This window comes from Methylorubrum sp. GM97 (assembly GCF_024347855.1).
Lineage (GTDB): Bacteria > Pseudomonadota > Alphaproteobacteria > Rhizobiales > Beijerinckiaceae > Methylobacterium > Methylobacterium extorquens.
Genome location: NZ_AP025942.1, coordinates 1,638,666 through 1,659,277, shown reverse-complemented (window position 1 = coordinate 1,659,277; position 20,612 = coordinate 1,638,666). Strand labels below are relative to the sequence as shown.

At 69.9% G+C, this 20,612-nt stretch carries 18 protein-coding genes and 1 pseudogene; 12 read left to right on the top strand and 7 right to left on the bottom strand.

Annotation, left to right across the window (positions count from 1 at the left end; all coding sequences use genetic code 11):
* Both mnmG and MSPGM_RS07760 read right to left on the bottom strand, forming a co-directional pair.
* Entirely contained in the window at positions 1-1,875 is a 1,875-nt protein-coding gene (gene mnmG, locus MSPGM_RS07765; RefSeq protein WP_003601464.1) for a tRNA uridine-5-carboxymethylaminomethyl(34) synthesis enzyme MnmG, read from the bottom strand.
* Between the two features lie 268 nt (positions 1,876-2,143).
* Entirely contained in the window at positions 2,144-2,314 is a 171-nt protein-coding gene (locus tag MSPGM_RS07760) for a DUF6894 family protein (protein ID WP_261926247.1), read from the bottom strand.
* Positions 2,315-2,681: 367 nt separating this feature from the next.
* Between MSPGM_RS07760 and MSPGM_RS07755 the strand changes: the two genes are divergently transcribed.
* A complete protein-coding gene (locus tag MSPGM_RS07755) occupies positions 2,682-3,704 on the top strand; it encodes a PAS domain-containing protein (protein ID WP_261926246.1) in 1,023 nt (340 codons plus the stop codon).
* Between the two features lie 13 nt (positions 3,705-3,717).
* Here MSPGM_RS07755 and mnmE read toward each other — a convergent pair whose 3' ends face one another.
* Together mnmE and leuS are read right to left on the bottom strand one after the other, a co-directional pair.
* Positions 3,718-5,052 carry a tRNA uridine-5-carboxymethylaminomethyl(34) synthesis GTPase MnmE gene (gene mnmE, locus MSPGM_RS07750; RefSeq protein WP_261926245.1) on the bottom strand — a complete coding sequence of 445 codons (1,335 nt, stop codon included), beginning with the start codon at positions 5,050-5,052 and terminating at the stop codon, positions 3,718-3,720.
* A gap of 92 nt (positions 5,053-5,144) precedes the next feature.
* Complete coding sequence (gene leuS, locus MSPGM_RS07745) at positions 5,145-7,772, bottom strand: leucine--tRNA ligase (protein ID WP_012752502.1); 2,628 nt, start codon at positions 7,770-7,772, stop codon at positions 5,145-5,147.
* Between the two features lie 307 nt (positions 7,773-8,079).
* Between leuS and MSPGM_RS07740 the strand changes: the two genes are divergently transcribed.
* Entirely contained in the window at positions 8,080-8,823 is a 744-nt protein-coding gene (locus tag MSPGM_RS07740) for a YggS family pyridoxal phosphate-dependent enzyme (protein WP_003601476.1), read from the top strand.
* A 39-nt stretch (positions 8,824-8,862) separates the two neighbouring features.
* On the opposite strand, the gene MSPGM_RS07735 is transcribed toward MSPGM_RS07740, so the two are convergent.
* A complete protein-coding gene (locus tag MSPGM_RS07735; protein WP_003601477.1) occupies positions 8,863-9,456 on the bottom strand; it encodes a L,D-transpeptidase in 594 nt (197 codons plus the stop codon).
* 290 nt (positions 9,457-9,746) lie between these two features.
* Here MSPGM_RS07735 and MSPGM_RS07730 point away from each other — a divergent pair, with 290 nt between their 5' ends.
* The 7 genes from MSPGM_RS07730 (at position 9,747) to MSPGM_RS07700 (ending at position 14,787) form a co-directional block, all read left to right on the top strand.
* A complete protein-coding gene (locus tag MSPGM_RS07730; RefSeq protein ID WP_003601479.1) occupies positions 9,747-10,433 on the top strand; it encodes a response regulator transcription factor in 687 nt (228 codons plus the stop codon).
* Between the two features lie 185 nt (positions 10,434-10,618).
* On the top strand, positions 10,619-11,086 hold the full coding sequence (locus MSPGM_RS07725) for a Crp/Fnr family transcriptional regulator (protein ID WP_003601481.1): 468 nt from the start codon (positions 10,619-10,621) through the stop codon (positions 11,084-11,086).
* Between the two features lie 162 nt (positions 11,087-11,248).
* Positions 11,249-12,091, top strand: coding sequence for a 2,3,4,5-tetrahydropyridine-2,6-dicarboxylate N-succinyltransferase (dapD, locus tag MSPGM_RS07720; RefSeq protein WP_003601483.1), 843 nt, complete (start codon positions 11,249-11,251; stop codon positions 12,089-12,091).
* 56 nt (positions 12,092-12,147) lie between these two features.
* Positions 12,148-12,528 carry a type II toxin-antitoxin system RelE/ParE family toxin gene (locus MSPGM_RS07715; RefSeq protein WP_003601485.1) on the top strand — a complete coding sequence of 127 codons (381 nt, stop codon included), beginning with the start codon at positions 12,148-12,150 and terminating at the stop codon, positions 12,526-12,528.
* A gap of 30 nt (positions 12,529-12,558) precedes the next feature.
* Positions 12,559-12,855, top strand: a complete 297-nt coding sequence (locus MSPGM_RS07710) for a helix-turn-helix domain-containing protein (protein ID WP_004447010.1) — start codon at positions 12,559-12,561, stop codon at positions 12,853-12,855.
* The gene (locus MSPGM_RS07705; protein WP_012752500.1) at positions 12,852-13,742 is read left to right on the top strand and encodes an alpha/beta fold hydrolase; all 891 of its coding nucleotides are present in this window, start codon (positions 12,852-12,854) and stop codon (positions 13,740-13,742) included. Before MSPGM_RS07710 ends, MSPGM_RS07705 begins: the two co-directional genes overlap by 4 nt.
* Before the next feature lie 166 nt (positions 13,743-13,908).
* Positions 13,909-14,787, top strand: coding sequence for an acid phosphatase (locus MSPGM_RS07700; RefSeq protein WP_003607388.1), 879 nt, complete (start codon positions 13,909-13,911; stop codon positions 14,785-14,787).
* 30 nt (positions 14,788-14,817) lie between these two features.
* Here MSPGM_RS07700 and MSPGM_RS07695 read toward each other — a convergent pair whose 3' ends face one another.
* Both MSPGM_RS07695 and MSPGM_RS07690 read right to left on the bottom strand, forming a co-directional pair.
* Positions 14,818-16,128, bottom strand: a complete 1,311-nt coding sequence (locus tag MSPGM_RS07695; RefSeq protein WP_012752499.1) for a thermonuclease family protein — start codon at positions 16,126-16,128, stop codon at positions 14,818-14,820.
* A 136-nt stretch (positions 16,129-16,264) separates the two neighbouring features.
* A complete protein-coding gene (locus MSPGM_RS07690) occupies positions 16,265-17,086 on the bottom strand; it encodes a hypothetical protein (protein WP_012752498.1) in 822 nt (273 codons plus the stop codon).
* A 577-nt stretch (positions 17,087-17,663) separates the two neighbouring features.
* Between MSPGM_RS07690 and MSPGM_RS07685 the strand changes: the two are divergent.
* From MSPGM_RS07685 to MSPGM_RS07675, 3 genes and pseudogenes are all read left to right on the top strand, one after another.
* Positions 17,664-18,592: pseudogene (locus tag MSPGM_RS07685) on the top strand (lipid kinase).
* A gap of 16 nt (positions 18,593-18,608) precedes the next feature.
* Positions 18,609-19,355: a TerC family protein gene (locus tag MSPGM_RS07680; protein WP_003607015.1), complete on the top strand. Its 747-nt coding sequence runs from the start codon at positions 18,609-18,611 to the stop codon at positions 19,353-19,355.
* Between the two features lie 306 nt (positions 19,356-19,661).
* Complete coding sequence (locus MSPGM_RS07675) at positions 19,662-20,579, top strand: hypothetical protein (protein WP_012752497.1); 918 nt, start codon at positions 19,662-19,664, stop codon at positions 20,577-20,579.
* Positions 20,580-20,612 lie beyond the last annotated feature (33 nt).

Sequence of the window (20,612 nt, the reverse complement as noted above, 5' to 3'; positions counted from 1 at the left end):
TCATGCCGACGCCTGAACCCGGCCCCGGCGGGCATGGGCAGCAAGCAGGGTCAGGGCGGCCGGTGTCACGCCCTCGATGCGGGCGGCCTGTCCCAAAGTGGTCGGGCGCACGCCGTCGAGCTTCACCCGCATCTCGTTGGAAAGGCCGGCGATGGCGCCGTAATCGAGGGAGGTCGGCAGGCGCACCGCCTCGTCGCGGCGGAAGGCCGTGATGTCGGCCTGTTGCCGATTGAGATAGACGGCGTAGGTCGCGTCCGTCCGGAGGCGCTCCGCGACCCGCGAGGGCACCGCCGCCAGTTCGGGCCAGACCGCCGCAAGCCGCTCCCAGCCGATCTCCGGATAGGACAGGATCCGGAAGGCGCTGCGGCGCAGCCCGTCATGGTTGAGGGCAAGGCCGTGCTGGGCCGCTTCATTCGGGGTCAGGCTAAGAGTGTCGAGCCGGGCGCGTGCCTCGGACAAAGCGGCCTGGGACGTTGCGAAATGCGCGGCCCGAACCGAGCCGACACAGCCGAGAGCCGCGCCGCGGGGCGTGAGGCGCTCGTCGGCATTATCGACGCGCAGGCTCAGGCGGTACTCCGAGCGAGAAGTGAACATGCGGTAGGGCTCGCTCACCCCATGGGTGACGAGGTCGTCGATCATCACGCCGAGATAGGATTCGGCCCGGTCGAAGATCGCGAGATCGGAGCCGCCCGCCAGCCGGGCCGCGTTGAGGCCGGCGACGAGCCCCTGCCCTGCCGCTTCCTCGTATCCGGTGGTGCCGTTGATCTGGCCCGCCAGGAACAGGCCGGGCACACGCTTGGTCTGAAGCGTCGCGTCTAGTTCGCGGGGATCGACGTAATCGTACTCGATGGCGTAGCCGGGGCGCAGGATGCGGGTGCGCTCCAGCCCGGGGATGGCGGCGATGATGCCGGCCTGAACCTCTTCGGGAAGCGCCGTCGAGATGCCGTTCGGGTAGACGGTCGGATCGTCGAGCCCCTCCGGCTCCAGGAAGATCTGGTGGCCCTCGCGGTCGCCGAAGCGCACGACCTTGTCCTCGATCGAGGGACAATAGCGCGGGCCGCGGCTGCTGATGCCGCCGGAATACATCGGCGAGCGGTGGAGGTTGGCCCGGATCAGGTCGTGCACCGCCTGGGTCGTGCGGGTGATGCCGCAGGCGATCTGCGGCGTGGTGATCCGCTCGGTCAGGGTCGAGAACGGCACGGGTTCCGCGTCCGCGTGCTGCATCTCCAGCGCGGCCCAATCGATCGTGCGTCCATCGAGGCGCGGCGGCGTGCCGGTCTTCAGGCGGCCGAGGCGGAAGCCGTGTCGGTCGAGCGTGCGCGCCAGCCCCACGGCGGGCTCTTCGCCGACGCGGCCGGCGGGGATCTGCCGCTCGCCGATATGGATGAGGCCGCGCAGGAAGGTACCCGTGGTGATGACGACCGCCGCCGCGGTAAGCGCGCGCCCGTCCGTAAGCGTCACGCCCGCGACACGGCCTGAACGCACGGTCAGGTCGTCGGCCTCGCCCTCGATCACGGTGAGTTCCGGGGTCTCTGCGACCGCTGCCTGCATCGCTCGGGCGTAGAGCGCCCGGTCGGCCTGGGTTCGCGGGCCGCGCACGGCCGGGCCCTTGCGGCGATTGAGCAGGCGAAACTGAATGCCGGCGGCGTCCGCGACACGGCCCATCAGCCCGTCAAGGGCGTCCACCTCGCGCACGAGATGGCCCTTGCCGAGGCCGCCGATGGCCGGGTTGCACGACATCGCGCCGATGGTGGCCGCCCGGTGCGTCACCAAAGCGGTGCGGGCGCCGACGCGCGCGGCTGCCGCGGCCGCCTCGACGCCGGCATGGCCGCCGCCGACGACGATAACGTCGTAACTGAAAGAATGGGCGTGCATGACCCGTGCTTATGCGCGCGCCATCAGCGAGGTCAACGCAGACCCGCTTCATCGCCCGATTTGGCGAGGGCTCGGAGCCTTTGGCCCTGCCCGCTTTCCCGATGTCGGTCCTGCAAAACGCTCCGGTTGCCGCTCAGGCTTGATGGCCAGCGCAGGGCTTTGCGCAGTTCAGGTCAGGCGGCGGACCGGGATGGCTCCGAGGCGGTCGAGGCAAGGGAGGGGCGTATCTGAAGGTCGATGCGGAAGGCCGAGGACGTCGCCTCTTCGATCACTTCAAGGGACCACGTATCCCCAGGGTCAACCGATGGCCCGATTCCTTGAGCAGCGAACCGGCAAAGTGGACGGCTGCGCGCAGGGCCGCTTCCAGATCGACGCATTCGACCCCGTCGTCATCCACGATGCCGAGGCCGTCGTGCACGTTGAAGAAGTACCTTGGCATGTCGCATTCGGTCATTGAGCCTAAAGACAAGCAATGATGCCTGATGGCTCAACGCGAATAAAGACTCTGCTCGACATTTTTTTGAGCATTTTATGCTCATATGGCGCGATGACAATCTATGCACCGCCATAAACTGGTCTATTTCTCTCACGATCGGAATAATATTTTACAGCATTTAAGCAAAATAGTTCGCCGCGTATCGCCGGCAATAAAGTTGCGCAAAATCAAGACATACGGGGATGAGCGTTCAGTCCGGCGGTCGGGATAGCGGGCGGTTCTCGCAGATCAGCCCGGTTCCCCGGTGAGAGGTGAGCAAAAATCGTTCAGGCCCTTCCGTATCGCGCAGCCTTCCGGCATCGACCCATCGATGAACGCGGTGGATCTCAGCTTCACCTCGTCCGACTTCCTGCGGCTTCTGGAAGGTCTCGGCCTCACCGGTAGCTGGGGCTGGACGCTTGCAACGGGGGACCAAGTTTGGTCGCCCGGCCTCTTCCGCCTGCTCGGGCTCGAGGTCGGCGAGGTCACACCGAGCTATGAACGGCTGATCCAGTTCGTACACCCAGAGGATCAGGACCGGCTCGAGCGAGCGGATGACGTCAGACGCGACGGTTTGCTCGGCACGCACACGGTCCGTGTGCTGCGCCCCGACGGGGGCCTGCGGATCCTGAACCTTCAGGGCACCGTCTATCACACGCCCGAAGGCCGCCCGCGCGCGGCGGCCGGCATCGTGCTGGATGTGACGGATCGCGAGCAGATGGCGGCGGCGTTGCGCATGGAGCGCCGTCGCCAATGGGCTCTGTTCGAGGTGCTGCAATCCTGGTCCAATGCCGCGCTCTATGTCGGCGGGCAGCGGACGGCGTCGCCCGAGATCCTCAGCCTGACCGGTGTGAGCGCGGAGATGTTCAGGGCCGATTGCGACCGGATCGTCGCCCCCGACGACCGCGCCCGCATGCGGGCTCACATTCAGGCCATGATCGCCGAGGGGAAGTCGTTCGAGGTCTCGAAGCGCCTGCTCTTGGCGGATGGCGACCAGGGCGCGTTCCGCTTTCTCTACACCCCCGTTCGCGACGCCGCGGGGCGCACCGAGACCTGGGCGACCTACGCATCGCGGCTCGGTGGCCCCAAGGCGCCTGTCGTCGATCCGGTGCGCCGAGGGCTGGTGCAGAGCATCGATGGCAGCCATTTGCGGGCGGCGCGGGCGCTGCTCGGCTGGTCGATGCAGGATCTGGCTCAGGCGGGCGGGCTATCCTTCGCCACCGTCCGCCGCCTCGAAGAGAATGCCGGCGGGCGTCGTGCCCACAGCCATGAGAGGGCGGTCGCCGCGCTTCAGAAGGGCGGGATCGGCTTTCAGATCGTCGAGGGCAACCGGATCGCGCTGTTCCGGCGCTAACCCCTGTCGTCCCTTATTTGCCGATGCAGAAGCCGGCGAAGAGGCGGTCCAGCATCTCCTCGACGCCGACATGCCCCCCGACCTCGCCCAGCGCCCGGACGGCGAGCCGGAGATCCTCCGCCACCAGTTCCGGCGGGAAGCCGGCCGCTGCGGTGGCGACCCGGTCGAGATAAGCCGCGGCCCGGGACAAAGCCTCGCGATGACGCTCACGGGTGACGAGGGCGTCGCCCTGACCGAGGGCCGTTTGAGCCGCGGCCTGGATGGCATCCAACAGCGCGTCGAGTCCGGCACCCGTGACGGCCGAGATGGCGAGGCCGCCCTCCCCCGGCACCTCCGGCGCGAGGTCGGTTTTCGTGCGAACGAGAAGGACGGGGACGTCCGCAAAGCGCCCCGCGTCGGCCTTGCCGTCCGCCGGCACGAGATGCAGCACGAGGTCGGCGCTGCGGATCCGGCTTTGCGTGCGCTTGACGCCCTCCGCTTCGATCGCATCCGCCGTCTCGCGCAGGCCCGCGGTATCGACCAGCACGACCGGTAGCCCGCCGAGATCGCAGCGCACCTCGATGGTATCGCGGGTCGTGCCCGGAATGTCCGAGACGATGGCCGCGTCGCGCCCGCTCAGCGCATTGAGCAGAGTCGATTTTCCGGCATTGGGAGCGCCCACCAGCACGACGCAGAACCCCTCGCGCAGGCGCTCGCCCCGGCGTCCGTCGGCCAGCGCGGCTCGGATCGCATCGCGCAAGGCGGTGGCGCGGCCGGACAGGGCGGCATCGAGGCCGTCCTCATCGACATCGCCTTCATCGGCAAAATCGAGGGCCGCCTCCGCTCCGGCGAGCAGATCGATGCCGGTCTCGCGCCATGCCGCGACCTGGCGGCCGAGGGCACCGTCGAGCTGACGCAGGGCCTGGACACGCTGCGCTTCGGTCTCGGCGTCGATGAGGTCGGCGATGCCCTCCGCCTCGGTCAGGTCGATCCGGCCGTTGAGGAAGGCGCGGCGGCTGAACGCCCCGGCTTCCGCTGGCCGGCAACCCGGCACGCGTCCGAGCGCCCGAAGCACGGCGGACCGCACGGCCAGGCCCCCATGCAGATGCAGCTCGGCCATGTCCTCGCCGGTGGCGGTGGCAGGGCCCGGCAACCATGCCACGAGGGCCTGATCGAGGAGGTCGCGGGAGTCAGGGTCGCGCAGGCGGCGCAGGGAGAGACGGCGCGGCTCCGGGCGCCTGCCGGCCAGCCGGTCAAGCGCTAGCCCCGCCGCCGGTCCGCTGATGCGCACCACCGTCACCGCCGCACGGCCGAAGCCGCTCGCCGGAGCGAAGATGGTGTCGTCGCGGTCGGGAAGGGGTGGGGACATGACGGTAGAGGCTATCCCGCCGCCGCGCCCGATTCCTCCTATGGGGAGGAAGGGCGCGGCAGCCGCGAGACCTGTTTTATGCGAAAGGCCGGTCAGACCACCAAATTCACGATCCGCCCCGGCACGACGATGACCTTGCGCGGGGCCCGGCCTTCGAGGGCGCGCTGCACCGGTTCCAGGGCCAGTGTCGCCGCCTCGACGGCCTTGGCGTCCGCGTCGCGCGGAACGGTCACGTCCGCCCGCTTCTTGCCGTTGATCTGGACCGGAAGGGTGATCTCGTCCTCGACCAGCAGCGCCTGATCGGCCACCGGCCAAGCCGTTTCCGCGACGAGCCCCTCCCCGCCCAGCACGCGCCAGGATTCCTCGGCGAGATGCGGCATCATCGGTGCGATGAGCTGCACGAGGATGCGGGCTGCCTCGCCCGCCGCGGCCTTCGAGGCACCTCCGCGCAGGCCCTCGTCGAGGGCGTTGGCCAAGGTGTAGATGTGGGCCACGCAGCGGTTGAAGCGCAGGCGCTCGATATCCTCGCCGACGGCGGCGAGCGCCTTGTGGGCGGCTTTGCGCAAGGGAGCATCGGCGGTGCCGCCGGGCCCGTTCGCGGCCGTCGCTCCGTGGACGAGGCGCCAGACGCGCTGCACGAAGCGGGCGGCACCCTGCACGCCCTCTTCGGTCCAGATCACGTCACGCTCGGGCGGCGAGTCGGAGAGCATGAACCAGCGGGCGGTATCGGCGCCGTAGCTGGCGATGATGTCGTCGGGATCGACGACGTTCTTCTTCGACTTTGACATCTTCTCGGTCGGGCCGATCTCGATCGGCTCACCGGTTTTCACGTGAAATGCCTTGCGCGCTCCGTCTTGCGTCTCGAAGCGAATCTCGGCGGGCGGCGTCCAGGCGCCGGCCGCATCCTTGTAGGTCTCGTGGACGACCATGCCTTGCGTGAACAGGCCCGCGAACGGCTCGGACACGCCGGACCAGCCCGTCGCCTGCATCGCCCGCATGAAGAAGCGCGAGTAGAGCAGGTGCAGGATCGCGTGCTCGACGCCGCCGATATACTGGTCCACGGCGAGCCAGTGATCGACCGTCTTACGGTCGGTCGGGGCGTCGGCGAGCCAGGGCGCGGTGAAGCGGGCGTAATACCAGGACGAATCGACGAAGGTGTCCATGGTGTCGGTCTCGCGCCGCGCCGCCGCGCCGCAGCGCGGGCACGGCACCTGACGCCACGCTTGCTCCCGCTCCAGCGGATTGCCGGGCTGGTCGAACGAAACCTCGTCCGGCAGCTTCACCGGCAGGTCTGCCACCGGCACGGGCACGGGGCCACAGGCCTCGCAATGGATGATCGGGATCGGGCAACCCCAGTAGCGCTGGCGCGACACGCCCCAATCGCGAAGGCGGAACTGCACCTTTCGGCGCGCGACCGGCGCATCACCCAGCGTCTCGCCCTCCAGCCGGTCGGCGACGGCCTTGAACGCCTCGTCGGTGGTCATGCCGTCGAGGAAACGCGAATGGATCATCCGCCCGTCGCCGTCATAGGCGGTGTCGGTGATGATGAAGGCGTCCGGGTCCTGGCCCTCGGGGCAGACCACCGGCGTGTTGCCGAGCCCGTACTTGTTGGCGAAGTCGAGGTCGCGCTGGTCGTGGGCCGGGCAGCCGAACACGGCGCCGGTGCCGTACTCCATCAGCACGAAGTTCGCGACGAAGACCGGCAGCTCCCAGGACGGATCGAGCGGGTGGCGCACCGTGAGCCCGGTGTCGAACCCGAGCTTTTCCGCCGTATCGATCGCCTCCTGCGCGGTGCCGATGCGGCGGCACTCCTCGGCGAAGGCTTGCAGCTCCGCGGCCTTCGGGCCGGATTCGGCCAGGGCCCGGGCGAGCGGGTGATCGACGGAGATCGCCAGGAACTTGGCGCCGAACAGCGTGTCGGGGCGGGTGGTGTAGACCGTCACTTCGTCCGTGCCGGCGAACGGCGCGGCGAGGGCGAAGCGCACCTCCAGCCCCTCCGAGCGGCCGATCCAGTTGCGCTGCATCAGCCGGACCTTCTCCGGCCAGCGCTCCAGGCCATCGAGGGCGTCGTGCAGATCCTGCGCGAAATCGGTGATCTTGAAGAACCACTGGGTCAGCTCGCGCTGCTCGACGAGCGCGCCCGAGCGCCAGCCGCGCCCGTCGATCACCTGCTCGTTGGCGAGCACGGTGTGATCGACCGGGTCCCAGTTCACCTTCGCCGTTCGGCGGGTGACGAGCCCCTTGCCCAGGAAGTCGAGGAACATGCGCTGCTGGTGCTTGTAATAGTCGGGATCGCAGGTCGCGATCTCCCGGCTCCAGTCCAGCGACAGGCCCATGCTCTGGAGCTGTCCGCGCATGGTGGCGATGTTGGCGTAGGTCCACTCCCGCGGGTTGACCTTGCGCTCCATGGCAGCGTTCTCGGCCGGCAGGCCGAAGGCGTCCCAGCCCATCGGGTGCAGCACGTTGTGGCCCTTGGCGCGCTTGTAGCGGGCCACCACGTCGCCCATCGCGTAGTTGCGCACATGGCCGATATGAATGCGCCCCGACGGGTAGGGGAACATCTCCAGCACGTAGTATTTCGGGCGGGGATCGTCGTTCTTCGTCTCGAACAGCTTGGCCGCGTCCCAGGCCTGCTGCCAGCGCGGCTCGGCGTCCTTGGCGTTGTAGCGCTCTTGGTGGCGCTCCTGCGCGGTCGGGGAGGGCTGTGCGGAATCGGTCATCGGGAGCGCCGGGATCAGCGGAAAAGGGAGTGGGCCGCACGCAACGGTGTCGCGGGGCCCGAAGCCCGGCACCTAGCATATCCGTGCGGTCAAGGGTCAACGCTCGGCGCGGTTCAGATCTGCTGATAGACTGCCACCACGCGATCGGAGCGGCGCCTGCGCGCGTTGGGCCTATGCGTCGGTGGGCGTATCGAACATCGGCGGGGCTTCTCCGCTCGAATCGGGAGAGGCCAGATATCGCCGGCGCGAGGCTGGGAAACACGCCACGACCCTTGAAGTCGCGTCTGCGCCGCCGCAAGGAGGGCCCATGATGGATGAGAGCCAGACCCCGGATCAGATCTCGGATCAGACCCTGGACGCCAAGCCGCCGGTCGGCGAGGCCGATGTCGCCGCCGGGCTCGCGGAGGTGCGCGCGAGCATCCGCCGGGCCGCCGAGGACAACGAGCGCGATCCCGCCAGCGTCCACCTCGTCGCGGTCTCGAAGACGGTGCCGGCCGAGGGCATCCTGCCGGCTTTGGAGGCCGGCCAGCGGATCTTCGGCGAGAACTACGTGCAGGAATCCAAGGCCAAGTGGCCGGCCCTGCGAGAGCGCTTTCCGGATGTCGAGTTGCACCTCGTCGGCCCGCTCCAGTCGAACAAGGCGCGCGAAGCGGTCGAGCTGTTCGACGTGATCCATTCCCTCGACCGGCTGTCGCTCGCCGCGGCGCTCGCCAAGGAAATCGAGCGGAGCGGCCGGGCGCCCAAGCTCCTGATCCAGGTCAATACCGGTGACGAGACGCAGAAGGCGGGCGTCTCCCCCGATCAGGTCGATGTCCTGCTCTCAGAGTGCCGTGAGACCCACAATCTCGCGATCCACGGCCTGATGTGCATCCCGCCGGCCGACGACCCGCCCTCCCCTCATTTCGCCCTGTTGGCCCGCATCGCCGAGCGCCACGGCCTGCCGATCCTGTCGATGGGCATGAGCGCGGATTTTCCGGCGGCGATCCAGATGGGCGCCACCCATGTCCGCGTCGGCACGGCCATCTTCGGACGGCGGACGAAGCGGACTTGAACGGCTGCTCGCACTATAGATTAGCCGGTTAACGACCGATCATCGTCCAATCTTCATCCGCGTTCCCGGCCCGAGGCGGCGGAGCAGGCGCAGCAGGTCGGCGGGTTTCAGGGCGACGCAGCCTTCCGTCGGCCGGTAGCCGCTGCGGGCGATATGCAGGAAGATCGCTGAGCCCCGTCCCGGACGGATCGGACCGCGGTTGTAATCGAGGTCGATCACGAGGTCGTAGAGCCCATCGTCGCGCCAGAGCTGCTCGGCGCTCGCCGCCGTGCTCGGCAGCCGGATCGGCCGGTTGTAGCGGCGATCCTGGGGCGCGTCGCACCAGCCGTCGTCCCGTCGCGTCGCCCGGAGAGGAAGCGCACTGACGGGGCGGACGGGGAAGCGGTCGGGCCGATAGAACCCGCCCCGCAGGCGAAAGATGCCCCGTGGCGAGGCCCCGTCCCCTTCCCGCTTCTGCGTCGTGATGCCGGAACGTCCGAGGGCACAGGGGATCACGACCCCGCCCGCGATCAGCGTGCCGCGAGTCGGGTCGCCCGGCAGCGGGCGCACCCGCAGCAGGCCGAGGGCGCCGGGCGGTCTTCCCTGAGCTGAAGTCGCGGCCCCGGTCTGCTTTGCAACTTGAGCGCGGCGCATTGCCAGTTTGTCCCAGCTTGCTCCGAGCTTTGCCCGGCCTGACGTCATGTCGCGGCAGAGAAAGGTGGAACATGGCGAAAATTCTGCATAAGCGCGCAATCTGGATTTCCCGGCGCGCAAAACGAACTAGGTTTGTCGTCAGGCGGCACCGTATGGGTTCCGTCCGCGGCCAGCCAATGGGCCATATGCCTATTCGGATCGGCGTGCCGTGATGAAATTGTCTTGGCCGCCTGCGTGATCTCTGTGCGACGTCCAGGTGTCCGGAAAGCTTGTTGAGAGCCGCTGCGTCGATGTCCAACCCCTATTGCCTCCTCGTCTGTGACGACGACGACGCCCTGCGTGAGGCATTGACGGAACAGATCGACGCCTACGACGAATTCTCCGTCATCGGCGAGCCGACGGCGACCGGGGCGCTGAACCGCGTCACGCAGGAGCCGGTCGATCTCGTGGTGATGGATGTCGCGCTGCCGGACATGGACGGGCGCGAGGCGGTGCGGACCCTGCGCCGCAACGGCTATCGCGGCCCGATCATCATGCTGACCGCGCAGGAATCCGACGACGACATGGTCGAGGGCCTGGAGGCGGGCGCCAACGATTACGTGGTCAAGCCGTTCAAGTTCGCCGTGCTGCTCGCCCGCATCCGGGTGCAGCTGCGCCAGCATGAGGCGAGCGAGGATGCGGTGTTCCGCATCGGCCCCTACACCTTCCGGCCCGGTGCCAAGCTGCTGGTCGGCGAGCGCGGCTCCAAGCTGAAGCTCACCGAGAAGGAGACGGCGATTCTGCGCTACCTCTACCGGGCGGGTCGCGAGGTGGTCGGGCGCGATACGCTGCTCGCCGAGGTGTGGGGCTACAACGCCCACGTCACCACCCACACCCTCGAAACGCATATCTACCGGCTGCGCCAGAAGATCGAGCCGAACCCAGCGGTCGCCGCGATCCTCGTCACCGAAGGCGGCGGCTATAAGCTGCTGCCCTGAGGGCCGATCGACACCGGTATCCACCGTCCCGCACAGCCCGCAGCCGGGCAGCGTATCGCGTCGCCTCGGCATCGGTTAAGCTTGCGCCCGGACCGTCAAGCATCGTCCCGAAAGGTGGTCGCCGGCTTTCGGAAGCGAGGCGATGCAAAAGGCGTAGCGTATCGCGGCCAAGGGGCGGAGAGGCGTTGGGGCTCGACGACGACATCGCGATCCTCGCCGCGGCCCCCGTGTTCGAGCTGTTCGGGCGCGACGCCCTGCGCCTGCTCTGCTTTGCCGGTGAGCGCCGCCTCCTGGGGGAGGGCGACCTGCTGTTCGCCCGCGGCGAGCCGTCCGACGGCGGCTACGTCGTGATGTCCGGCACCATCGCCCTCGTCCCCCTGCGGTCCGGTGCGGAGCCGGTCACGGTTGCGCGCTCCGGGGTCATTGGGCGCAATGCCCTCTTCCGCCAGGTCGAGCGGCCGGCGGATGCGCGCGCGGTCGAGCCGTCCGAAGCGATGCGCGTGACGCCCTCGGTGATGAGCCGCGTCCTGCGCGAGTTTCCCGACGCGGCGGCGGCGATTCGTGACGGCATGGCCGAGGAGCTGCTCGATCTCGTGCAGGGCCTGTCCGGCGTGCGCGAGCGGCTTGTGGGCGTCGCGCCACGCAAACGGTGACAGGACCGGGCGGCTTTTGTAAGCACGACCACCTTTCGCGCCGAACGCGAGACGCCGGCCCGATCGCATCGGCCGACGTCTCTCGATCCTCGTGTCAACGTACATTCTCTCGACGAACCGGTTGCCGCTTCGTCGGAATCCACTTCAGTCCGGAAAACCCCGATGTCACACGCCGATCTCGAAAAGACCATCGAAGCCGCCTGGGAGGAGCGCGCCGGCATCTCGACCGCGACCACCGGCGCCGTGCGCGAGGCGGTGGACGAGGCGCTGAACCTGCTCGATTCCGGTCAGGCCCGCGTCGCCGAGAAGGCGGGCGATTCCTGGCAGGTCAACCAGTGGCTCAAGAAGGCGGTGCTGCTCTCCTTCCGCCTCAACGACATGGTGCCGATCGAGGGCGGACCCGGCTCCTCGACGTGGTGGGACAAGGTGCCCTCGAAGTTCGCCAACTGGGGTGAGGCCGAGTTCCGTGCCGCCGGCTTCCGAGCCGTGCCGGGCTGCTTCGTGCGCCGCGGCTCCTATATCGCGCCGGGCGCGGTGCTGATGCCGAGCTTCATCAACCTCGGCGCCCATGTCGGCGAGGGCACCATGGTCGATACCTGGGTGACGATCGGCTCCTGCGCGCAGGTCGGCAAGAACTGTCACATCTCGGGTGGCGCCGGCATCGCCGGCGTGCTGGAGCCGCTCCAGGCCAACCCGGTCATCATCGAGGACAACTGCTTCGTCGGCGCCCGCGCCGAGGTCGCCGAGGGCGTAATCATCGGCGAGGGCTCGGTCCTGTCGATGGGCGTCTATATCGGCGCCTCGACCCGGATCATCGACCGCACCACGGGCGAGACCTTCTACGGCCGCGTGCCGCCCTACTCCGTGGTGGTGTCGGGCACGACGCCCGGCAAGCCGCTGCCCGACGGCACCCCCGGCCCCGGCCTCTACTGCGCCGTGATCGTCAAGCGCGTCGATGCCGGCACCCGCGCCAAGACCGGCATCAACGAGCTGCTGCGGACCTGACGTCGTTGCACGAAGCCGCTTGAGGGATCGACTGTCCGCGTGCATTCATTCAAGACATGCACGCGGTCGTGGAAACGCCGACTTATCTGACCGATGCGAAGGCAGCCGGCGTCAGCGACGATGAACGAGCCGCAATCGTGCTCGCCGTCGCCTCCGATCCCACAGCCGGGGATGTAATCCCTGGCACCGGTGGCGTCCGCAAGGTCAGGATTGCCGGCAAGGGCAAGGGGAAGTCCGGCGGTTATCGCGTCATCAGCTACTACGCGGCGGCCGATGTGCCGGTATTCCTGCTCGCTCTTGTCTCGAAGGGACAACGTGCGGATATCAGTCAGGCGGAGCGGAACGCGCTTCGCACCATCGTCATCACCCTCGCGGACCTGTATCGACAGGGCATTGCCGGCAGGATCCGCGAAGGTGGCTCGTGGTCGCGCGAATGAAGCCGCGTCTCAAGTCGGGAGAACCGGTCGATGACGGATTTCGGTCAGCGTCTGATCCAAGCGGCTCAGGAAGCCGTCGCCATCGCGCGGGACGAGGCGGAGTCGGGCAGCTACGTCCTGCATCGTCCGCTCGTGATCGACATGCGGGCGATTCGTGAGGCACTCGGACTCACCCAGGACGCGTTCGCCGCCCGCTACCGTGTGCCCCTCGAAACCGTGCGCAACTTGGAACAGGGCAGGGCGCAACCCGACCCCGCGATGCAGGCCTATCTCACGGTCATCAGCCGCGAACCCGAGATCGTGCGGCGAGTCCTGGAAACCGCGTGAGGCCGAGAGTGGAAGCAACGCACGGTCCACTCACCACCCGGACCCTCGACCTCACCGTCGCGGGGCATCGGGTGGCGACGCCCTGTGCCGTGATCGGGGAGGGCGCCGACGCGCTGCTCCTGCCCGCCCTCTCCTCGATCTCGGCACGCGAGGAGATGCGGCCGCTCGCCCGCGAACTCAGCGCAACCTATCGCTGCCTCGTGCCCGACTGGCCGGGCTTCGGCGCGCATCCGCGGGCGCGGTTGCCGCTGAATCCGGCCAACCTCCACGCCTTCCTCGACGCGCTGCTGGCGGCCGCCCCCGGCCCCTACGCGCTCGGCGTCGCCGCGGGCCATGCCGCGCCCTACCTCGTCGCAGCCGCGCGCCGCCATCCCGGTGCCTTCGCGAGGCTCGTGCTCGTGGCGCCGACCTGGCGCGGGCCGTTGCCGACCGCCATGGGGCCGGAGCGCGCCGCGTGGTTCGGCCGGATCCGCCGCGCGGTCGAGATGCCGCTCCTCGGCGAGGCGCTCTACCGGATCAACATCAGCCCGCCGATCATCGGGCGGATGATGCGCGCCCACGTCTATGCCGAGCCGGCGCATGTCACCCCGGCCGTGATCGCGGCCAAGCACCGTATCACCCGCCAGAGCCGCGGCCGGTTCGGCACGGCGGCCTTCGTGACGGGCGGCCTCGATCCGGCCACCTCTCGCGAGGAATTCCTGGCTTCGTTCGGCGACGGCCTGCCGCCCGTGCGGGTGCTGCGCCCGGAGAAGGCGCCCCGCCGCTCGGGCGCCGAGATGGACGCGCTGATCGGCACGGGCCGCGTCTCGGCCCTCACCGTACCGGGGGCGCTGAGCGCCCACGAAGAGTTTTCGCGCGACGTCGCCGCCGCGATCCGGGCGCCCTGAAAACACGCCCTGGAAAAAGCGGACCGGTCTGACAGCGGATTGGGACTGTGACGCATCCGTCGCACGTCCCTCCTAGACAGGCCGGAAGCATCAGTCTGAAACTGACGCCCGCTCCTGGCCTCCGCCACGATCCGTTCAGCCCCGGCGCCTGAAAGCTCCTCCCCCGATGTCCCGCCCGACCCGTGCGCCGGTGCGCTTGGCCGCCCTGCTGACGCTGATCCTGGCTGCCCAGCCGCTCCAAATCACCCCCGTCAAGGCCGAGCCGGCGGCACCGGCCGGCCCGGCGACCTCCGCCCCCTCGCTCGAGAAGGACAAGCTCGCGGCCGCGGCCCCGAAGGGCTATCTCAGCGAGGAGGCGACGCCGAATCTCGTAGCGATCCTGCCGCCGCCGCCCGCGGGCCACTCGGCGGCGGAGGCAGCGGACCGGGCGGTCTACAACGCGACCCGCGCCTTCCAGGGCAGCCCGCGCTGGGCGCTCGCCACCGACGACGTCGCCGATGGCGGTGCCGCGCTTCTGCAGGACTATGCCTGCGTCCTCGGCCAACGCATCGATCAAGCGAGCGTGCCGGACCTGATGCGGCTCCTCGACCGGGCCCGGATCGACATCGCCCGCGCTACCCGCGTGGCCAAGCGGCGCTACCGTCGCCTGCGCCCCTTCGTCGGCAACGATTTGCCGATCTGCGTCGCCCGCACGGCCGAACTCGCGGACAGCTTCAGCTATCCCTCCGGTCATGCCAGCCAGGGGTGGGCCTACGGTCTGATCATGGCGAACCTGATGCCAGAGAAGGCGACGCAGTTTCTGGTGCGAAGCCGGCTCTATGGCGAGAGCCGGGTCGTGTGTGGGGTTCACTGGCTCAGCGATATCGAGGCCGCCCGCACCGGCGCCTCGGCGCTGGTCGCCGTGCTGCTCGCCGATCCCGGCTTCCGCACCGATCTCGAGCGCGCCCGGACCGACCTCAAACGCGCGCTGAGCGGGGAGGGGGCGAAACCCGATCCCGCGCTCTGTGCCCGCGAGGATGCGGCCGCGCGCCAGCCCCTGCTCTGAAGGGGCCGGGATAGGCCGGGCCCCGACGCCTCACCGCTTCCAGACGCCGAGCCGCTCGGTGCGGGCGTGATCCTCGGCCGCCGCGAGGTCCGGCGTCGCCTCCGACGAGGCGCGGCCGCCGCCGTTGAACAGCACCACCTCGGAGAGGTCACGGCCCTCGACAGTGCAGATATGTGCGCTGCTGCCGGGCGCGGGCTGACAGGTCACCGAGCGCTTGCGAAGATACTTGCTCAGTTCGTCGGACTGGCCGCCGCGGACCCACTCGACGCCGAACAGGCGCACGACCTTGCCGCCGACCCGCAATGTCGCCGTGTCGATCACCTCCGGCACGCCAACGATGGCATTGGCGCCGTTGCCACCCTTGCGCGGCGCCTCCGGCTCGGACGGCCGCTCGGCCGTAGTCCCCGGCGCGTCCGCGGGCGGTGCGTCCGGCGCTGGCTCCTCTGCCGCCGGGACGCGATCCGCGGCGGGCGGCGAGCCGGACGGCGCCGTCTGCGGGGCCTGCGTTTCCGCGGTCTGCTGAGTGGGGCGGCCGGATTGCTCCGTGTCGCGTCCGCTCAGGGAGAGCGCCGCGACGAGGCCCGCGCCGGCCAGGGCGCCGAACGCCATCAGCAGAACCGGCCGGCGGCTGCCGGCGGCGAAGGCATCCTCCGCGCGGTCGCGAATCCGGGTCGCCGTCTGGCGGGGCTGAATCCCACCGGCCACGCGCCGCCAGCCGTCTCCGACGCGGGCGCGCGCCTCGGCCAGGCGCTCCGCCGTGTTCGGCGCGGCCTCGGCCGGTTCGAGGGAGGCGCTGACCGGTGTCGGCCTCGGCCGGGCCTTCAGCCGCTCGGCGAGCCGGCTGCGCCAGCCCTCGACGGTCTCGCTCGCGGCGCTGGCGAGCGCCCGGCTGCGCTCGGCGGAGGTGTTCGCCAGGGAGCGCGCCAGCGCGGACTGCGTCTCCACGAAGCGGGCGCCCGCGGCCCGTACGTCGGCGATGGTGTCGCGGGCGGGTTCCGGCTCCGGTTCGGGGGCAGGGGGGAGAAACAGCGGTGCGTGCTGCTCACGAAGCTCATCGACGAGGTCGTGCAGGGTCAGCGGAACGCCGGCACCCGCCTCGCCCCGCAGGCGCACCGTGCCGGTTCGATCGACGATCCGGTAGCCGGGCACGCCGTCGGCGGGCTCGACGAAGCCCTCGGCGATCAAGGCCAGCGTCCGGCGTGCCACCGGCCGCGCGCCGCGCCGGTCGAGCTCGGCCAGGATCAGCGTGCGGATCCGGCGGTCGTCCTCGGAGACCGGCGCCTCCGGCGGGGCCGTCGTCTCGTCCTTGCTCCGGCCTGCAGCCTTTGCCGATCCCTTCACGCGTGCGATGCCCTGTTCTCGATCGTCGCCGGGGCGCCCCTCACGGCGGCGCCCGTCGGCTGCTTCTACAGCATGGACCGGCCGGAGTATCCGGTCGATGCGGCGGCTGATCCCGCCCTCCGGCCGGCCTCTGGTATCAGGCCCCCGCCCGGCTCAGGACGCGGCTCGCCTCGGACACGATGACCGGTGCGCCCCCGGCAAAGCTCACTGTCAGCGTGAGTTCGGCGACCCCCTGCGAACGCGCGCCGCGCGCCGGACTGGCCGCCGTGAAATCGTGGACGATGCGCACGAGGCAGGTGGCGCTGGCTCCGTCGCAGGCGATCCGCGGTTCCCCGTGCGGCTCGTAGCGCCGCTCGGGCCAGCGCTGCGCGAAGCGCTGCTTCTCGGCCAGCAGCGCGTTGGTGGTCATGACACGGCCGTGGAAGCGCACCGTGCTGCCGTAGAAGCGGGGCGCGGCGGACAGCATCACGCCGTTGGGCGCCGACACGCTGTCGAGATAGCCGAGGCTCAGGCGACGCGCCGCCACGGCCCAATCGGAGAAGCGCGGATCCGGCTCGGCGCGGGCCAGGCTCGCGGCCGGCGGCAGGGGAGGCAGCGGGGTCGGGCGGTGGATCCGGGCCGTGTGTCCGTAACGCTCTTCGCGCGCCCGCTCGTGGATGGCGGCCCGGCGGGCGCGGCGCATCTCGGCGGCACGGGTGCGGTCCTGGCGCTGCATGTCCCGCCGGGCGGGGGAGGGGGAGGGGGAGGGGGCGGCGGCCCGGCGCGAACGGGTCCTCGCTTCCGGTTCGACCTCGAACCGGGGAGCGGATTTGGCCGTGGGCTTCGCCCGCTCGCCGCCGGCAGGGGCGGCGCCGGATTTGGCGGGTGGGTCGATCCAGTTCGATCCCTGCTGGGCCAGGGCGCCTCCCGCCGCGCAGGCCGAGGAGAGGAGAAGGGTCAGAAACAGCACGGGGCGCATGACGGGACCGATCGGGCGAGCAGGCCTGAAGATGCCTCGCGGAAGGCCGGGTCACCGTCGGCGCTCACCTCGGATGGGTGACGGCGGCCGGCACTCCGCGGAAGGCGGTCGGTGAGACGGAACGCGTGGCGGCACCGCTACGGTTCCACGCCTTTCTGCCACCGGGTCCGTGCCTACACCGAGTCGGGCCCCCATGCGACCGGTGCCGGCCCCGGAAGGCCCGTTACCCCCGCTGTCCAAGCTTCCCGCGTCGGAGCCCACGAAGCCGGGCCCTCGCCCCGCGCTCTTGCTACGCGCTCTTGCCCCGGACTCTTGCCATCGCGCGGGAAGTGCCCACCTTGAGCGTAACGATCCCAGCTCGTCCTGCGCGCGAAGGCAGCAGGCCGAGTGCGCCCGGTGCCAAGCACCGGGTGGGATCCCTGAGGACGGGTCCGGGCCCCTCTGACGGTCGAGGCGTCGACCGTGATGTCGGATTCTTTCACCGCTGGCGCGAACGCGGCGCGGAAGCGTGCGAGGATAGTCCTGTGCCGGCCATGCTGGTTTTCCTGTTCCGTCCCTCTGCGAGCGGAGCGGCTGCTTGAGCGCGACCTCGGAGACCGGGAAGCGCCGCGCGCTCCTTCTCGTGAACGCCAAGGCCCGCAGCGGGTCAGCGCCACTGGATGCGATCCGCACGATCCTGCGTGAGGGCGGGCTCGATCTCATCGAGCCGGAGGGCAGCGCCGATTGCAAGGAGGTGATCGGGCGGCATGCGTCCTCCGTCGATCTGGTGATCCTCGGGGCGGCGACGGCACCATGAACGCGGCGGCGCCGGCCCTGGTCGAGACGGGGCTGCCCTTCGGCATCCTGCCGCTCGGCACCGCTAACGATCTCGCCCGCTCCCTCGGCCTGCCCCTCGAGCCGGAGCCGGCCGCCCACGTGATCCCGACGGCACCGGAGAAGGCGATCGACCTCGGCTGGGTCAACGGGCACTATTATTTCAACGTGGCGAGCGTCGGCTTTTCCGCCGATCTCGCCAGCGAACTGACGGCGGAGGCCAAGAAGACCTGGGGCACGGTGGGCTACGCCATCGCCGCCTTCCGGCTCCTGCGCCGCGCCCGGCCCTTCACCGTGACGATCGAGCATGACGGCCGCACCGAGAAGGTGACGACCATCCAGGCGTCGGTCGGCAACGGGCGCCATTACGGCGGTGGCATGACCGTGCAGGAGGACGCCACCGTCGATGACGGACGGCTCGATTTCTACAGCCTGGAAGTCGCCCATTGGTGGCGGCTGATCGCGCTGCTGCCGGCCCTGCGCCGCGGGACCCATGGCAAGGCGGCGGATGTGCGTGCGTTCGAGACCACGGAACTGATGCTGACGACCCGCAAGCCGCGGGCGGTCAACACCGACGGCGAGTTGACCACCTGGACCCCGGCCCATTTCAAGGTGATGCCGAAGGCGGTGCGCGTTCTCGCCCCGTTGGACGCCGCGCCCGGCGGCACGAGCCGCTTCCCTCTTCCCTTCTGAACCCCCGGATCCGCCCGTGGACAGCCTGCTTCACCTCGCCGCCGATCCCACTGCCTGGGCAGCGCTGGCGACCCTCGTGGTGATGGAAGTCGTTCTCGGCATCGACAACCTGATCTTCATCTCGATCGTCACCAACAAGCTGCCCGAGGCCGAGCGGAGCCGGGCGCGGCGCTTGGGCATCGGTCTCGCTCTGATCCTTCGGCTGGCCCTGCTCGGCACCGTGGCGTGGATCGTCCACCTGACCGAGCCGGTCTTCGCGGTGCTGGGCAAGAGCTTCTCCTGGCGCGACCTGATCCTCATCGCCGGCGGCCTGTTCCTGCTGTGGAAGGCGACCAAGGAGATCCACCACAGCGTCGATCCGAGCCCGGAGGAGAAGCCCGGCAGCCGGGCGGCGCTCACCTTCGGCTCGGCCATCGGCCAGATCCTGGTGCTCGACCTCGTCTTCTCGATCGATTCGATCATCACCGCCGTCGGCATGACCGAGCACGTGCCGATCATGGTGATCGCCGTCGTGGCCGCCGTGACCGTGATGCTGATCGCCGCCGACCCGCTGTCGCGCTTCATCGCCGCCAACCCCACCGTGGTGATGCTGGCGCTCGGCTTCCTCATCATGATCGGCATGACGCTGCTCGCCGAAGGCTTCGGGGCGCATGTGCCGAAGGGCTACATCTACACCGCGATGGCGTTCTCGGCCGGCGTGGAAGGCCTCAACATGGCGGCCCGCCGCCGCAGGCGGGCGAAGACGCCGACGGGCGGGGCCTGAAGCGCGGCAGTTTTCCCGTGAAAACCGCAGGGACCGGCCGGGGGCCTTCACACCGTTTCCGGGTGGTCCGCTGCACTTGGCCGCGCGAGCCCCGGCGAATGACATAGGAGCGAGCCTGTTTCCGGGACGGGCTCTCTCGGAGAACCTGTTTCCATTTGGGTCACGTGCGGTCGATCCGAACGAGATGGTCAACGAATCGTAAGGCATAGCGGCCGAAGCCCGGTGGCCCCGGCCTGCCGGGTAAGGGTCCGTTCACGCCGCACCGCGCGTCTAAGCAGTATGACCTGAACCCAGGCGACTGCCCCCATGCGCTTCCTTCTCGCACCGGCCCTGCTTGCCGCCGCGTGCGGATCCTCCCTTGCCGCCGCACCCTCGCCGTTCCGCGCAGCCCTCGCGGCGGCCGGCGGCTGCGGCGTGCACCGCGTCCTTGCGGAGGAGAGGCTCGGGCGGCTCGGCGTGGCCTCGGCACAGGCCGTGTCGCAAGATGAAGCCGACCTGTTCGGCAAGCCGGCCGGGCAGTGGACCGAGGACGAGATCCGCGACGCGGTCTCCGTCTTCGCGGCCTGCGAGACCAGATCCGGATCGGCCCGCACCGGGCTGAGCGAACGCCTCGCCCGCGACTTGCGCGGCTTGGAGACGGCCCTGCGCCGGGCCATCGTCGTCGGGCACGCCCGCGCACCCGTCGAGGCGAGCGAGGAACGGGCATCGCATGGGGCCGGCCGCGATGGTGCCCCGAGCGGACCCGCCCAGCTCCGACAGGGCCCGGCCTTCACCCCAGCCCTGCGGGGCGCCCCGCAAGCGGAAGCGCCACGCGCCCTCGCCGCGATGCCAGCGGCCTCCTCCGATGCGCGGGATGACGCGCCACCCGACCGAACCTGGCACGCGCAGCCGCTGGCCGCCGATGCGGCGGCGGGCGAGCCGCCTCGCCTCGCGACGGCGTCGATCGCCGCGCACCGGCCGCCGAGGGAGCGGACCCCCTGCCCGGTCAGCCTCGGCACCTTCGATCTGCTCCAGGCCGAGATGCGTCTGTCCGAGGCCGAGGGCGTGCTCGGCTGTCGCGGCACCATCGACGCCACCGCGAACATACCCGGGGTCGGTACCTTCGAGACCTATCTCTGGTCGGACCGCGGCAGCGGCGGCACCGTCACGCTGGTCTTTCAGAACAAGCGCCTGCGCTCGAAGGCGCAGCGCGGCCTCAATGCGGAAGCCGGGCGCGGCGGCTGATACGGTCTCCGCTTGATGAAAGCGCGGACCGTA